The sequence below is a fragment of the Ramlibacter sp. GCM10027632 genome, assembly GCF_042675325.1.
Classification (GTDB): domain Bacteria; phylum Pseudomonadota; class Gammaproteobacteria; order Burkholderiales; family Burkholderiaceae_C; genus Ramlibacter.
This window is the reverse complement of sequence record NZ_JBHTGW010000007.1, coordinates 179,197-194,184: the sequence shown is the minus strand read 5'-3', so window position 1 is coordinate 194,184 and position 14,988 is coordinate 179,197. Positions and strand designations below refer to the sequence as shown.

The window sequence follows — 14,988 nt, the reverse complement described above, 5'->3', positions numbered from 1 at the left end:
GAAGACCTTAGACCTGGGGCCTCAGACGGCCAGGATGTCCTGCTCTTTGGCCGCCACCAGCACGTCGATCTCGGCGATGTGCTTGTCGGTGACCTTCTGGATGTCGGCCTCGGAACGCTTCTGGTCGTCTTCGGACGCCAGCTTGTCCTTGACCAGCTTCTTCACGTGCTCATTGGCATCGCGGCGCAGGTTGCGGATGGCGACCTTCGCGCCCTCGCCCTCGGTGCGCACCAGCTTGGTCATCTCCTTGCGGCGCTCCTCGCTCATGGGGGGCATGGGCACGCGGATCAGGTCGCCCATGGAGGCGGGGTTCAAGCCCAGGTCGCTCTCGCGGATGGCCTTCTCGATCTTGGGGCCCATGCCCTTTTCCCAGGGCTGCACGCTGATCGTGCGGGCGTCCAGCAGCGAGACGTTGGCCACCTGGCTGATCGGCATCATCGAGCCGTAGTAATCGACCTGCACGGTGTCCAGCAGCGCGGGATTGGCGCGGCCCGTGCGGATCTTGGTCAGGTTGTTCTTGAAGGCCTCGATGCTCTGGTGCATCTTGGTCTCGGCGGTCTTCTTGATCTCGGCAATCGTGCTCATGTCGGTTCTCGCAGGTCGATCAAACAGGGCGTCAATACGTGGCGTCAGACGTGGACCAGGGTGCCCTCGTCCTCGCCCATCACGACGCGCTTGAGCGCGCCGTTCTTGAAGATGGAGAACACCTTGATCGGCAGCTTCTGGTCGCGGCACAGCGCGAAGGCGGTGGCGTCCATGATCCCCAGGTTGCGGCTCATGGCCTCGTCGAAGCTGATCGTCGAGTAGCGCGTGGCCGAGGGGTCCTTCTTGGGGTCGGCGGAGTAGACGCCATCCACCTTGGTCGCCTTGAGCACCAGCTCGGCGCCCACCTCGGCGCCGCGCAGGGCGGCGGCGGTGTCGGTGGTGAAGAAGGGGTTGCCGGTGCCGGCCGCGAAGACCACCACCTTGCCCTCCTCGAGGTACTGCAGTGCCTTGGGACGCACATAGGGCTCGACCACCTGGTCGATGGCGATGGCGGACATGACGCGGGCGGTGAGGCCCTGCTTGTCCATCGCGTCGGCCAGGGCCAGGGAGTTCATCACCGTGGCCAGCATGCCCATGTAGTCGGCGGTGGCGCGGTCCATGCCCACGGAGCCGCCGGCCACGCCGCGGAAGATGTTGCCGCCGCCGATGACGACGGCCACCTGCACGCCCATGTTCACCACCTCGGCGACCTCTTCGACCATGCGCACGATGGTGGCGCGGTTGATGCCGAAGGCATCATCCCCCATCAGCGCCTCCCCGGACAGCTTCAGCAGGATGCGCTTGTGGGCGGGCTGTGCGGACATGGGAAGGGGCTCCTGGGAAAGACGGGTTGAGTGTAGCGATTGGGCGTGGAGGAAGTGGCGGGTGGCCGGCCGGCCACCCGGGCGGTCATCAGGCGCCGGCCTTGGCGGCGGCGACCTGGGCGGCGACTTCTGCGGCGAAGTCGTCGACCTTCTTCTCGATACCTTCGCCCACCACGTACAGGGTGAAGCCCTTCACGTTGGTGGAGGCGGCCTTGAGCATCTGCTCGACGGTCTGCTTGTCGTTCTTCACGAAGGGCTGATTGAACAGCGAGACTTCCTTCAGGTACTTCTGCACCGAGCCTTCGATCATCTTGGCGGCGATGTCGGCCGGCTTGCCGGACTCGGCAGCCTTGGCGGTGGCGACCGAACGCTCCTTCTCGATCAGCTCGGCGGGCACGTCGGCGCTGGTCAGGGCCACGGGCTTCATGGCGGCCACGTGCATGGCGACGTCCTTGGCGGCGACTTCGTCACCATCGAACTCGACGACCACGCCGATGCGGGTGCCGTGCAGGTAAGCGGCCAGCTTGGCGCCGCCTTCGAAGCGCTTGAAGCGGCGGAAGGACATGTTCTCGCCAATCTTGCCGATCAGGCCCTTGCGCACGTCTTCCAGGGTGGGGCCGAAGCCGTCCTGCGAGTAGGCCAGGGCGCCCAGGGCTTCGACGTTGGCGGGGTTGTGCTTGGCGATCAGTTCGGCAGCGGCCTTGGCCATGGCCAGGAAGCTGTCGTTCTTGGTGACGAAGTCGGTTTCGCAGTTGGTTTCCAGCAGCGCGCCGGTGGTGCCGTCGATGTAGGAGGACACCACGCCTTCGGCGGTCACGCGGGCAGCGGCCTTGCCAGCCTTGTTGCCCAGCTTGACGCGCAGGATCTCTTCGGCCTTGGCCATGTCGCCATCGGCCTCAGTCAGGGCCTTCTTGCACTCCATCATGGGGGCGTCGGTCTTGGCGCGCAGTTCGGCGACCATGCTTGCGGTGATTGCAGCCATTTCTTACCTCGTAACGTTCAAATCAGATCGGATCCGGTTGTAAAAAAGGGGCTCGCGAGCCCCTTTGTCTGCCGTGCGAATCGGCTCGTGGGGCGATCAGGCGCCTTCGGCCACTTCCACGAACTCGTCGCCGCCTTCGGCCACGGCCTTGACGACGTCATTGACGGCGTTGGCGCGGCCTTCCAGGATCGCGTCGGCGATGCCACGGGCGTACAGGGTGACGGCCTTGGAGGAGTCGTCGTTGCCGGGGATGACGTAGTCGATGCCCTCGGGGGAGTGGTTGGAGTCCACCACGCCGATCAGGGGGATGCCCAGCTTCTTGGCCTCGGCCACGGCGATCTTGTGGAAGCCCACGTCGATCACGAAGATGGCGTCGGGCAGGGTGTTCATGTCCTGGATGCCGCCGATGTCCTTCTCGAGCTTTTCCATCTCGCGGGCGAACATCAGCTGTTCCTTCTTGGACATGGACTCCAGGCCGGCTTCCTGCTGGGCCTTCATGTCCTTCAGGCGCTTGATCGAGGTCTTGACCGTCTTGAAGTTGGTCAGCATGCCGCCCAGCCAGCGCTGGTCGACGAAGGGAACGCCGGCGCGGCGGGCTTCGGCAGCCACCAGCTCACGGGCCTGGCGCTTGGTGCCCACCATCAGGATGGTGCCGCGGTTGGCGGACAGCTGCTTGGCGAACTTCATCGCCTCCTGGAACATCGGCAGCGACTTTTCCAGGTTGATGATGTGGATCTTGTTGCGGTGGCCGAAGATGAACGGAGCCATCTTGGGGTTCCAGAAGCGGGTCTGGTGACCGAAGTGGACACCGGCTTCCAGCATTTCACGCATCGTGACGGACATGGGGATTCCTTGAAGGTTGGGTCTAAAATCCGCCCCCGAAAACCGGCCCCGGATACGTCCGGATACAGCCAGCACCTTGATGGGAGGGATTCGCGATTTGCTCTGCGGGTCTGCGCCTGTCGCACCATGCGGCCGGCGTCCAGCAAAGCCCAAAGAGTTTAACACACCGCGCCCATGCAGACCCTGCCGCCCCGGCTCCCCGACCTGACCGCCACGCTGGAGGCCCTGCGCGCCGGGCGCACCACCGCCGCCGCCGAAACCGGGCGCGCGCTGGATGCCGCCGCCGCCCCGGCCTGCGCCCACGCATTCCTGGCCCTGTTCCCCGAGGCGGCCCGCCAGCAGGCGGCCGAGTCCTGGCGCGCCGCCGCGCCCCTGGGCGGCCTGCCGGTGTCGGTCAAGGACCTGTTCGACCTGGCCGGCCAGCCCACCCCGGCCGCCTCGCGGGTGCTGGCCGACGCGCCGCCCGCCCCCCGGGACGCCCGCGCCGTGACCCGGCTCACGGCCGCCGGCGGCGTGGTCCTGGGCCGCACGAACATGAGCGAGTTCGCCTTCTCCGGCGTCGGCACCAACCCGCACCACGGCACCCCCGCCAACCCGGCGGACCGCGAGGTCGCCCGCATCCCGGGCGGCTCGTCCAGCGGCGCGGCGGTTTCGGTGGCCACCGGCGCGGCCTTCATCGGCCTGGGCTCGGACACTGGCGGCTCCATCCGCATCCCGGCAGCCCTGTGCGGCCTGGTCGGCTTCAAGAACACGGCCCGCCTCACGCCGCTGGAGGGCGCCCTGCCCCTGTCCACCACGCTGGATACGGCCTGCGCGATCACCCGCTCGGTGCGCGACGCCGTCCTGGCCCACGAGGTGCTGGCCGCCCGCCGGGTCGTGCGCAGCGGCGCCCCGCTGTCGGCCTACCGCCTGGCGGTGCCGCAGACCCTGATGCTCGACGCCCTGGAGCCCGCCGTGGCCCGCGCCTTCGAGCGCGCCCTGGCCACGCTGCGCGATGCCGGCGCCCGCATCGAGGCCATCGCCCTGCCCGAACTGGGCGAGCTGGCCGGCATCAACGCCACCGGCGGTTTCTCCCCCGCCGAAAGCTACGCCTGGCACCGCCCGCTGCTGGCGCGCCATGCCGACGCCTACGACCCGCGGGTGCGCGCGCGCATCGAGCGCGGCGCCGGCATGAAGGCCCACGAGTACATCGACCTGGTGCGCGCCCGCGCCGACTGGCAGGCCTGCGTGGGCCGCGCGCTCGAGGGCTTCGACGCCCTGCTCTCGCCCACCGTGCCGATCACCGCCCCCGCCATCGCCGAGGTCGCGCCCGGCGCCGAGCGCGACGAGGCCTTCTTCCGCGTGAACGGCTTGCTGCTTCGCAACCCGAGCACGGTCAACTTCCTGGATGGCTGCGCGATCTCCCTGCCCTGCCAGGCGCCCGGCGAGCTGCCGGCGGGCCTGATGCTGTGGCACGGTGCCCTGCACGACGACACCCTGCTGAACGTGGCCCTGCAGGCCGAGGCCGCCCTGCGCGCGCAGGACGCCCGGGCATGAGGGTCGCGATCATCGGCGCCGGCATCGTCGGCGTCACCACGGCCTACGAGCTCGCGGCGGACGGCCACGAGGTCACCGTCTTCGAGCGCCACGCCTCCGTCGCCGAGGAGGCCAGCTTCGGTAATGCCGGCGTGGTCGCCCCGGGCTATGTCACGCCCTGGGCCGCGCCGGGTATGCCCCGCAAGGTGCTCGGGCAGATGTTCGGGGCGCATGCGGCGGTTCGGCTGTCGTGGCCGCTGTCCTGGCAGGAGATGGGCTGGATGCTGCGCTGGTGGCGCGCCTGCGACCCGGACACCTACCGCGCCAACCGCGCGCGCCTGCAGCGCCTGGCCTTCTACAGCCGCCAGCGCATGGACGAACTCACCGCGTGCCTGCACCTGCCGTACGACCGCAGCGCCGGCTACCTGGTGCTGCTGCGGTCCGAACGCGAGCAGGCGATGGTGCAGCCCGGGCTGGCGGTGCTGCGTGAAGCCGGCGTGCGCTTCGAGGAGATCGATGGCGCCGCGGCGCGCGCGGTCGAGCCCGCCCTCAACCCCGGGCAGGCCCTGGCCGCGGCCATCCACCTGCCCGACGACGGCGTGGGCAACTGCCGCCAGTTCGCGATGCAGCTGAAGAAGGAGGCCGAGGCCCTGGGCGCGCGCTTCGTCTTCCAGTCCAATGTCGCACCGCTGGCGCGCGCCGAGCCGACCACCCTGCAGGTCTCCACCGGCGGCGAGCCCTCGCAGGCGCAGGCCTTCGACGCGGTCGTGATGTGCGGCGGCGCCGGCTCGGCCGGCCTGCTGGCACGGGCCGGCCTGAAGCTGCCGCTGGCCCGCGTGTACGGCTACTCCATCACCGCCGCCGTCGCCGAGTCCCTCGACGCCCCGCGCAGCGGCCTGATGGACGAACGCTACAAGGTGGCGATCTCGCGCCTGGGCAACCGCCTGCGCGTGGCCGGCAGCGCCCAGCTCGGGGGCCGCGCCGATACGCACCACCCCGGCGCCCTGCGCACCCTCTACCAGGTGCTGCAGGACTGGTTTCCGCGCGGCGCCCAGCTCTCCGGCCCCGGCCTCGCGGTGCAGGCCTGGAAGGGCGCCCGCCCGATGCTGCCCGACGGCCCCCCTGTGGTCGGCGCCAGCGGACTGCCCGGGGTCTGGCTGAACCTGGGGCATGGCTCGAGCGGCTGGGCCCTGTCCTGCGGCAGCGCGCGCCTGCTGGCGGACCGCATCGCCGGCCGCGCCCCCGCGATCGACCCCGAGGGGCTGGACGTCTCCAGGCTTCGCGCCTGAGGCGGCGGCGGTGGTGGCGCCAGCGGCGCTACGATCCCGCCATGGACCGCATCACCCCGGGCCGGGCCTGGCCCCTGTTCGACATCGACGCCAGCCGCCGCCTCGAGGCGCAGGCGGCGGCCACCCTTCCCCCGCACACGCTGATGCAGCGCGCCGGCCTGGCCGTGGCGCGCCTGGCGCTGGCCCTGGCGCCGCATGCCCGCACCACCTGGGTCGCCTGCGGCCCCGGCAACAACGGCGGCGACGGCTTCGAGGCCGCGATGCACCTGCAGGCCTGGGGCCGTTCCCCCGTGGTCACCTGGCTCGGTGAGGAAGCCCGCCTGCCGGCCGACGCCGCAGCCTCGCTGGCCCGCGCCCGCGAAGCCGGCGTGACCTTCGCCGAGGCGCCGCCCGCGCACTGGGACCTCGCCATCGACGCCCTCTTCGGCCTGGGCGCCGGCCGCCCGCTCGAAGGCGCCGGCGCGCGCTGGCGCGCGGCGATGGCGGCCGGCGCCGCCCCGGTCCTCGCGGTCGACCTGCCCTCGGGCCTGGACGCCGACACCGGCCAGGGCGAGGCGGTCCGCGCCCACCACACGCTCTCGCTGCTCACGCTCAAGCCGGGCCTGTTCACCGCCCACGGGCGGGACCTGGCCGGGCAGGTGTGGTTCGACGACCTCGGCGTCGCGCCGTCGCTGCCACCGACCGCCCGCCTCTCCCCCGCCCCCAGGCCCGCCCCGCGCCCGCACGCCTCGCACAAGGGCAGCTGGGGCGACGTCGCCGTGGTCGGCGGCGCGCCCGGCATGACGGGCGCCGCCCTGCTGGCCGCGAGCGCCGCGCTGCATGCCGGGGCGGGCCGCGTCTTCGTCGGCCTGCTCGATGGCGGCCGCGTCGCGGTGGACACCTCGCAGCCCGAGCTGATGCTGCGCCCGGTCGACACGCTGGACTTCGCCGACCTGCACCTGGCCTGCGGCTGCGGCGGCGGCGATACCGTGCGCGGGCTGCTGCCCCGCGCGCTGGCGTCGGCCCGCTCGCTGGTGCTGGATGCCGACGCCCTCAACGCGATCGCCGCCGACCCGCACCTGCAGGCGCTGCTGCGCGCCCGTGGCGCGCGCCATGACCGGCCCACCGTGCTGACCCCGCACCCGCTGGAGGCGGCGCGCCTGCTGGGGCTGTCCGCCGCGCAGGTGCAGGCGGACCGTCTGGCGGCGGCGCGCGCGCTGGCGGACCGCTTCCATGCGGTCGCCCTCCTCAAGGGTTCGGGCACGGTGATCGCCGCCCCCGGCCGCACGCCCCAGGTGAACCCCACCGGCAACGCCCGCCTGGCCAGCGCCGGCACGGGGGACGTGCTCGCCGGCGTGCTGGCGGCGCGGCTGGCAGCGGGAGAGCCGGCCTTCGAGGCGGCCAGCGACGCGGCCTGGACGCACGGCGCGGCGGCGGATCACTGGCCGGAGGGCGAGGCGCTCACGGCCGGGGCGCTGGCGCGCCGGATTTGAGGCAGGTCAACGGGCCCGCGCCGGCCGCTTGAAAGCGCGAAATGCCGTCCCTATGGTGAAAGTAGTCAATTCGACCATCCCAACCCACAGGAGGCTTCCATGAGTTCGCTCACCACCCGCGGCAGCTTGTTCGACGACTTCTTCAAGGACATGGCACCCGGCTTCTTCGTGCGTCCGCTGCACGGCGACCCGCTGCCCGCGCCCTCGCAGGTCGCGATCGACGTGAAGGAAACCGAGCGGGCCTACGAGGTGAACGCCGTCATGCCCGGCGTCGACAAGAAGGACATCCACGTCAGCGTGGACGGCAACGTGGTCAGCATCAGCGCCGAGGTGCGCCAGGCCGACGAGCAGAAGCGCGACGAGAAGGTGCTGCGCAGCGAGCGCTACTTCGGCTCGGTGTCCCGCAGCTTCTCGCTGCCGCAGGCGGTGGACGAGGCCGGCGCGCAGGCCCGCTACGAGAACGGGATCCTCAAGCTGGTGCTGCCCAAGCAGGCAGCGCCCAGCGCGCGCCGCATCGAGGTGGCCTGATCAGCCCCGGCCCACGAAGGGCATCTTCGTGGCCATGACCGTGTGGAACAGGACGTTGGCGCTGGGCGGCAGGTTCGCCATGTAGAGGACGGACTCGCCGACCAGCCGCACGTCCATCAGCGGCTCGACCGCGATTTCTCCGTTGGCCTGGGGCACGCCCTGCGTCATGCGCTGGGCCAGCTCGGTGCCGGCGTTGCCCACGTCGATCTGGCCGACGGCGATGTCGTACTTGCGGCCATCGAGCGCGGCGGTCTTGGTCAGGCCCATCACCGCATGCTTGGTGGCGGTGTAGGCGATGGAGTTGGGCCGCGGCGCGTGCGCGGAGATCGAGCCGTTGTTGATGATGCGACCGCCCTGCGGGCTCTGCGCCTTCATCACCTTGAAGGCCTGCTGCAGGCAATAGAACATGCCGTTCAGGTTGGTGTCGACCACGCGCTTCCAGTGGTCGATGGAAAGGTCTTCGAGCAGCACGCCCGAGGAGCCGATGCCGGCGTTGTTGAACAGCATGTCCACCCGGCCCCACTGCTTGACGGTGGCGGCGAACAGGGCCTCGACGGAGGCCGGGTCGGTCACGTCGGTCGGTACGGCGATGGCCCGGTCGCCGGCGCCGCTCTCCTCGATGGCCTGGTGCAGGGGCTCGGGGCGGCGGCCGGCGATGGCCACGCGCCAGCCGTCGCCGAGCAGGGCCAGGGCAGCGGCCTTGCCGATGCCGGTGCCGCCGCCGGTGACGATCGCGATCCTGCCGTGGGAACTGGCTGTCATTTCTTCTTGTCTCCTGGGGTGATGACGGGATGGGGCGCCTTCAGCGCCGGTTCTTCTTCGGTTTGCCCTTGCCGCGCGAGGCGGCCTTCTTGACAGCGGCCTTCAGCGCCTGGATCGGCGAGCGTTCGCGCTCGCCGGGGGTCGGCGCCTGCGCCGCCTTGCGGGCGGCGCGCTTCTTGTCGGAGGCCTTGGCCGGCGTGCCACCGGAGGCGGGCTTGTCCTTGCCGGAGCGCTGGGCGAGCTCCTCGCCTTCGCGCACGAGGCGGAAGTCTATCTTGCGGCCGTCGAGGTCCACGCGAGAGACCTGCACCTGCACCCGCGTGCCGATGGCGTAGCGGATGCCGGTGCGCTCGCCGCGCAGCTCCTGGCGGGCCTCGTCGAACTTGAAGTACTCGCCGCCCAGCTCGGTGATGTGCACCAGGCCCTCGACATACAGCTGGTCCAGCGTGACGAAGATGCCGAAGCTGGTCGCCGCCGTGACCACGCCGGAATACTCCTCGCCCAGGTGCTCGCGCATGTACTTGCACTTGAGCCATGCCTCGACGTCGCGGCTGGCCTCGTCGGCCCGTCGCTCATTGGCGCTGCAATGCAGGCCGGCAGCCTCCCAGGCCTGCAGCTCGCGGAAGTTGCCGGTGGGCTTCTTCGGCTTCTGGGTGTGGGCCGGGGCCCGGCTGGCCAGGCGCCGGGCCAGCTTCTCGTGGGCCTCGCCCGGGGTGGGCAGGGCCGGCAGCTCGTACTTGCGCTCGCCCAGGATGGCCTTGATCACGCGGTGCACCAGCAGGTCGGGGTAACGGCGGATCGGGCTGGTGAAGTGGGTGTAGGCGTCGTACGCCAGGCCGAAGTGCCCGCTGTTGATCGGCGTGTAGATCGCCTGCTGCATGGACCGCAGCAGCATGGTCTGGATCTGCTGCGCGTCGGGGCGGTCCTTGGTGGCCAGGGCGATCTTCTGGAACTCGGCGGGCAGCGGCTCCTCGGAGACCGACATGCCCACGCCCAGCGCCTTCAGGTAGGCACGCAGGATGTCCTTCTTCTCGGGCGTGGGCCCCTCGTGCACGCGGAACAGGCCCGGGTGCTTGCTTTGCTGGATGAAGTCGGCGCTGCAGACGTTGGCGGCCAGCATGGCCTCCTCGATCAGCTTGTGCGCGTCGTTGCGCACGCGCGGCACGATCTTCTCGATGCGGCCGTTCTCGTCGCAGACGATCTGGGTCTCGGTGGTGTCGAAGTCGACCGCGCCGCGCGCCTCGCGCGCCTTGAGCAGCGCGCGGTAGACATCGTGCAGGTTGATCAGGTCGCCCACGCGGTCCTTGCGGCGCTGGGCCTCGGGGCCGCGGGTGTTGGCCAGGATGGCCGCGACCTCGGTGTAGGTGAAGCGGGCGTGCGAGTGCATCACCGCCGGGTAGAACTGGTAGGCCGCGATCTCGCCGCTGTCGGCGATCAGCATGTCACAGACCATGCACAGGCGGTCGACGTCGGGGTTGAGGGAGCACAGGCCGTTGGACAGCTTCTCCGGCAGCATGGGGATCACGCGGCGCGGGAAGTAGACGCTGGTGGCGCGCTCGTAGGCGTCGATGTCGATGGCGCTGCCGGTCTCCACGTAGTGGCTCACGTCGGCGATGGCCACCAGCAGGCGCCAGCCCTTGCCTCGGCCGACCTTGGCGGGCTCGCAGTAGACGGCGTCGTCGAAGTCGCGGGCGTCCTCGCCGTCGATGGTGACCAGGGGCACGTCGGTGAGGTTGACCCGGTGCTTCTTGTCCTGCGGGCGGACCTTGTCCGGCAGGGTGCGGGCCAGGGCGATGCAGGCCTCGGAGAACTCGTGCGGCACGCCGTACTTGCGCACCGCGATATCGATCTCCATGCCGGGGTCGTCGATCTCGCCGAGCACTTCCTTCACGCGGCCCACGGGCTGGCCGTAGAGGCTGGGCGGCTCGGTGAGTTCGATCACCACGACCTGGCCGGTCTTGGCGGTGCCGGTCAGGCCTTTGGGAATGAGGATGTCCTGGCCGTAGCGCTTGTCCTCGGGCGCCACCAGCCACACGCCGCTCTCGTGCAGAAGGCGGCCGATGATGGGATGCGCGGGGCGCTCGACGATCTCGAGCACCCGGCCCTCGGGCCGGCCGCGGCGGTCGTGGCGCACCACGCGGGCCTTGACCCGGTCCTTGTGCAGGACGGCGCGCATCTCGTTGGGAGGAAGGTAAAGGTCGGCCTCGCCATCGTCGCGAACGACGAAGCCATGGCCATCCCGATGCCCCTGGATGACGCCCTCGATCTCATCGAGGATGTGATTTTCCGAGGAGGCTGAGTTTTTGATATACAATCTTGTTTTTCCTGAAATGCCCAGGTGGCGGAATTGGTAGACGCACTAGTTTCAGGTACTAGCGAGTAACATCGTGGAGGTTCGAGTCCTCTCCTGGGCACCAATCATAAGCGCGCATGGCGTGCTTTGAAGGCTTAGGAAAAACTCTTTGTTGGCCCAGGTGGCGGAATTGGTAGACGCACTAGTTTCAGGTACTAGCGAGTAACATCGTGGAGGTTCGAGTCCTCTCCTGGGCACCAAGACACAAATGACAACAGCCGGCGCAAGCCGGCTTTTGTTTTTGTGCCTGGCTAAACATGAAAAAAGGCCGCTCCCCGGAGCGGCCTTTTCCTTGGCGCGGCGATTGCGCGCGCGGCTCAGATCGGCAGGGCCACCAGGTCGTGGCCCTCAGTCCCGACGATGCGCGCCTTCGTGAACTCGCCCACCTTGAGCTGCTTGCTCAGTTTCTCGGGCGGCAGCAGCTTCACGACGCCGTCGATCTCGGGCGCATCCGCGTACGAGCGCCCCACCCCACCCTTGCGGCCCAGCGCCGGGGCCGAGTCCACCAGCACCTGCATGGTCGCGCCGACGCGCTCGCGCAGCTTGGCGGCCGAGACCTCCTCGGCCACGGCCATGAAGCGGGCGCGCCGCTCCTCACGCAGTTCCTTGGGCAGCATGCCGGGCAACTGGTTGGCGGCGGCGCCGTCGATGTCGCTGTAGGCGAAGCAGCCGGCGCGGTCGATGCGCGCCTCACGCATGAAATCGAGCAGGTGCTGGAACTCCTCCTCGGTCTCGCCGGGGAAGCCGGCGATGAAGGTGCTGCGGATCACGAGCTCCGGGCAGGCCTCGCGCCAGCGCAGGATGCGCTCCAGGTTCTTCTCGCCGCAGGCCGGGCGCTTCATCCGGCGCAGGACCTCGGGGTGGCTGTGCTGGAAAGGCACGTCGAGGTACGGCAGGACCCGGCCGCTGGCCATGAGGGGGATGACCTCGTCCACCGAGGGATACGGGTAGACGTAGTGCAGGCGCACCCAGGCGCCGTAGGGCTCGGCAATCTCGCCCAGGGCCTGGGCCAGCTCGAGCAGGCGGGTGCGCACGGGGCGGCCGTCGTGGAAGCCGGTGCGGTACTTCACGTCGACGCCGTAGGCCGAGGTGTCCTGGCTGATCACCAGCAGTTCCTTGACCCCGCCCTCGAACAGCGCGCGGGCTTCCTTCAGCACATCGCCGATGGGGCGGCTCACCAGGTCGCCGCGCATGGAGGGGATGATGCAGAAGGTGCAGCGGTGGTTGCAGCCCTCGCTGATCTTGAGGTAGGCGTAATGCCGGGGGGTGAGCTTGAGGCCGGCCTCGCCGAAGCCGCCGGGCACCAGGTCGAGGAAGGGGTCGTGCGGCTTGGGCAGGTGGGTATGGACCGCGTCCATCACCTCCTGCGTGGCATGCGGGCCGGTGACGGCCAGCACCGAGGGATGCATCTGCTGCACCAGGTTGCCGCCGCCCTCGGCGCTGCGCGCGCCCAGACAGCCGGTGACGATGACCTTGCCGTTCTCGGCCAGGGCCTCGCCGATGGTGTCGAGGCTTTCCTTGACGGCGTCGTCGATGAAGCCGCAGGTGTTCACGATCACCAGGTCGGCGCCCTCGAAGGTCTTGGAGGTCTGGTAGCCCTCGGCGGAGAGCTGGGTCAGGATCAGTTCGGAATCAGTGAGTGCCTTGGGGCAGCCCAGGCTGACGAAGCCGACCTTGGGGGCCGGCGTGGAGGGGGACGGGGAAGCCGCGATGTCGCTCATCCCCGTATTGTCCCAGACGGGGAAAAGACCCGCCTGGCGGCTAGCGCTTGAGGCCGAAGGCCGAGAACATGTTGTCGAACATGGCCTTGGACTGGTCGGTGTAGTTCGTCATGAGGCCCTGCATGAAGGGGTTCTGCATGTTCATGAACTGCGCCCACATCTCGGGCGTGACCGTCTTGGACTGCTCGGCGAGGCGGGCCTGCAGGTCGGTGAAGGCCTGGACGTTGCGCTCGAGGTAGGTGCCCATGTAGCCCTGCATCGCGTGGCCGTAGAAGCGGATGATGTTGGCCAGGGCGGCCTCGCTGAACATCGGAGCGCCGCCCGCCTCTTCTTCCAGGATGATCTGCAGCAGGATGCTGCGGGTCAGGTCTTCGTTGGTCTTGGCGTCACGGACCACGAAGGGCTGGTTGTCCAGCACGAGCTGCTTGACCTCGGCGAGGGTGATGTAGCTGGAGGTGTTGGTGTCGTAGAGGCGCCGGTTCGGGTACTTCTTGATCACGCGCTGCGCCGGCTTGCTGGCGGCGCTGGCTTTCTTCTCGGGCACGGGCGACTCCTGGGGCCGGTCGGGGCGCCGGCCATGTTGAATGGGTGCAAGGCATTGTAGGAAAGGCGTCGCGGCCCAGCCTGCGGGTCATCCCGGAGGCTCAGCGCGCCAGCACGGCCAGCCCGGCGGGCGAATTGCCTGCGCCAAAGGGCGAGCCGGGCACCGGGCTGAGCGCGCCGGTGGTGGCATCGAGCGCGAACACCGAGACGGTGTTGGAGGCGGCGTTGGTGACGAAGGCGAAACGTCCCGCCGGGTCGATGCGCACCGAGTGCGGCGACAGGCCGGCGCCGAAGGGCGAGCCGGTGATTTCGGTGAGCGCGCCGGTGACGGCATCGAGGCGGTAAGCCGAAACGTTGTGCGTGCCGGCATTGGCCACGTAGAGGAAGCGCCCGCGGGGCTCGGCGGCGATGCCGGCCGGGCCCTGCCCCGTCGGCACCGAAGGGGCGCCGGTCACCGGCACCAGCCCGCCCGTGGCGCCATCGAACCGGAAGGCCGAGACGGTGGCGGACTGGCGATTGGCCACGTAGGCGAAGCGCTCGCCCGGCTCGACCACCACCGCGGACGGCGCGGCACCGGCCGCGAAGGGCGAGCCGGCGGCGGCGGACAGGCGCCCGCTGGCGGGGTCGACCGCGAACACGCTCACGTTGCCGCTGCCGGCGTTGGCCGCCAGGAGCCAGGCGCCCGAGGGGGAGACGGCCAGGGCCGCGGGGCGCGAGCCGGCGTTGAACGGGGAGCCGGCCAGGGGCGTGAACGCGCCCGTGCTGGCGTCGAGCGCATGGCCGGCGAGGCTGCCGGCGAAGGCGTCGCCGACATAGGCGCGGCGGCCGTCGGGCGTGACGACCAGGCCCTGCGGCGCGGGCGTGGTGGCGGCGGCCGCGGGTGCCAGGGGCGACAGCGCGAGGGAACCGGCCTGGACCGCGTAGCCGGACACCGTGCCGTCGCCGGCGTTGGCCACATAGGCGAAGCGCCCCGCCGGGTCGAGGGCGACCCCGGCGGGATCGCGGCCGGCCGCCACCGGGGCGGCGCCCAGCGGAGTCAGCGCGCCGGTGGCGGCGTCGATGGTGAAGGCGGCGACCGACTGGGACCCGGCATTGGCCACGTACAGCGCCCGGGCCGCGGGCGACGCGCAGGCCACGCGGACGGAGGTCACGGCGGCCTGGGCCACCGTGCCGGAACCGCCGGTAACGCTGCAGGTCTGGACGGGCAAGCGGGGCTGGGCCTTGACGGTGACCGCGTAGGCCCCGCCTTCGTTCAGCAGCGTGGCGAAGGTGAAGGTGCCGTCGGCCGCGACGGGCAGGTCGTCGCCGGCGTTGTTCTGCAGGACCAGGCCGGTCCCGGCGAGGCCGGCGACGGTGCCGCCGAGTGCGTGGGAGGCCGGGGTGGCGACGCCGCCGGAAGGGCCTGCCCCACCCCCGGCGCCCCCGCCGCATCCGGCGGTGACCAGGGCAAGGGCGGCCAGGACGGCGGCGGGTGTCGGGCGGATCAGGGGCATGGCGGCGGGTTCATCCAAGGAATCCGTCTATTTGTAACAAACCCGCGGGCCCGCCGGAGCCTGTTTTCCCTCGGCACGGCCACTCGCGCGTGGTCCGGGTAATACAACAGACTGATCCAACGGTGACATCTCTTTTCA

The 14,988-nt window shown here is 70.3% G+C and carries 13 protein-coding genes and 2 tRNA genes; 6 read left to right on the top strand and 9 right to left on the bottom strand.

Annotation, left to right across the window (positions count from 1 at the left end):
- Positions 1-21 precede the first annotated feature (21 nt).
- The 4 genes from frr to rpsB all read right to left on the bottom strand — a co-directional run bounded on the left by frr (position 22) and on the right by rpsB (position 3,174).
- Positions 22-585 (bottom strand): ribosome recycling factor, encoded by a 564-nt coding sequence (frr, locus tag ACFQZY_RS12585; RefSeq protein ID WP_377416228.1) that lies wholly within the window; start codon positions 583-585, stop codon positions 22-24.
- A 44-nt stretch (positions 586-629) separates the two neighbouring features.
- Positions 630-1,349 (bottom strand): UMP kinase, encoded by a 720-nt coding sequence (pyrH, locus tag ACFQZY_RS12580; protein WP_377416226.1) that lies wholly within the window; start codon positions 1,347-1,349, stop codon positions 630-632.
- A gap of 88 nt (positions 1,350-1,437) precedes the next feature.
- Entirely contained in the window at positions 1,438-2,331 is an 894-nt protein-coding gene (tsf, locus tag ACFQZY_RS12575; protein ID WP_377416224.1) for a translation elongation factor Ts, read from the bottom strand.
- Positions 2,332-2,427: 96 nt separating this feature from the next.
- A complete protein-coding gene (gene rpsB, locus ACFQZY_RS12570) occupies positions 2,428-3,174 on the bottom strand; it encodes a 30S ribosomal protein S2 (RefSeq protein WP_377416222.1) in 747 nt (248 codons plus the stop codon).
- 174 nt (positions 3,175-3,348) lie between these two features.
- Here rpsB and ACFQZY_RS12565 point away from each other — a divergent pair, with 174 nt between their 5' ends.
- The 4 genes from ACFQZY_RS12565 to ACFQZY_RS12550 all read left to right on the top strand — a co-directional run bounded on the left by ACFQZY_RS12565 (position 3,349) and on the right by ACFQZY_RS12550 (position 7,978).
- A complete protein-coding gene (locus tag ACFQZY_RS12565; protein ID WP_377416220.1) occupies positions 3,349-4,710 on the top strand; it encodes an amidase in 1,362 nt (453 codons plus the stop codon).
- On the top strand, positions 4,707-5,978 hold the full coding sequence (locus ACFQZY_RS12560) for a D-amino acid dehydrogenase (protein WP_377416218.1): 1,272 nt from the start codon (positions 4,707-4,709) through the stop codon (positions 5,976-5,978). The genes ACFQZY_RS12565 and ACFQZY_RS12560 overlap by 4 nt, the downstream gene beginning before the upstream one ends.
- A 41-nt stretch (positions 5,979-6,019) precedes the next feature.
- On the top strand, positions 6,020-7,450 hold the full coding sequence (locus ACFQZY_RS12555; protein ID WP_377416216.1) for an NAD(P)H-hydrate dehydratase: 1,431 nt from the start codon (positions 6,020-6,022) through the stop codon (positions 7,448-7,450).
- 99 nt (positions 7,451-7,549) lie between these two features.
- On the top strand, positions 7,550-7,978 hold the full coding sequence (locus ACFQZY_RS12550; RefSeq protein WP_377416214.1) for an Hsp20/alpha crystallin family protein: 429 nt from the start codon (positions 7,550-7,552) through the stop codon (positions 7,976-7,978).
- On the opposite strand, the gene ACFQZY_RS12545 is transcribed toward ACFQZY_RS12550, so the two are convergent.
- On the bottom strand, positions 7,979-8,740 hold the full coding sequence (locus ACFQZY_RS12545) for an SDR family oxidoreductase (protein ID WP_377416212.1): 762 nt from the start codon (positions 8,738-8,740) through the stop codon (positions 7,979-7,981).
- Between the two features lie 40 nt (positions 8,741-8,780).
- The gene (gene rnr / locus ACFQZY_RS12540; RefSeq protein WP_377416210.1) at positions 8,781-11,054 is read right to left on the bottom strand and encodes a ribonuclease R; all 2,274 of its coding nucleotides are present in this window, start codon (positions 11,052-11,054) and stop codon (positions 8,781-8,783) included.
- Positions 11,055-11,072: 18 nt separating this feature from the next.
- On the opposite strand from rnr, the gene ACFQZY_RS12535 reads away from it, so the two are divergent.
- Positions 11,073-11,157: transfer RNA gene (locus ACFQZY_RS12535), tRNA-Leu, on the top strand.
- 51 nt (positions 11,158-11,208) lie between these two features.
- Positions 11,209-11,293 (top strand) — tRNA-Leu (locus ACFQZY_RS12530).
- Positions 11,294-11,410: 117 nt separating this feature from the next.
- Here ACFQZY_RS12530 and rimO read toward each other — a convergent pair.
- The 3 genes from rimO to ACFQZY_RS12515 form a co-directional block, all read right to left on the bottom strand.
- Positions 11,411-12,814 carry a 30S ribosomal protein S12 methylthiotransferase RimO gene (rimO, locus tag ACFQZY_RS12525; RefSeq protein ID WP_377416208.1) on the bottom strand — a complete coding sequence of 468 codons (1,404 nt, stop codon included), beginning with the start codon at positions 12,812-12,814 and terminating at the stop codon, positions 11,411-11,413.
- A gap of 40 nt (positions 12,815-12,854) precedes the next feature.
- Entirely contained in the window at positions 12,855-13,358 is a 504-nt protein-coding gene (gene phaR, locus ACFQZY_RS12520) for a polyhydroxyalkanoate synthesis repressor PhaR (RefSeq protein WP_377416206.1), read from the bottom strand.
- 100 nt (positions 13,359-13,458) lie between these two features.
- The gene (locus ACFQZY_RS12515) at positions 13,459-14,850 is read right to left on the bottom strand and encodes a lactonase family protein (RefSeq protein ID WP_377416204.1); all 1,392 of its coding nucleotides are present in this window, start codon (positions 14,848-14,850) and stop codon (positions 13,459-13,461) included.
- Positions 14,851-14,988: the final 138 nt, after the last annotated feature.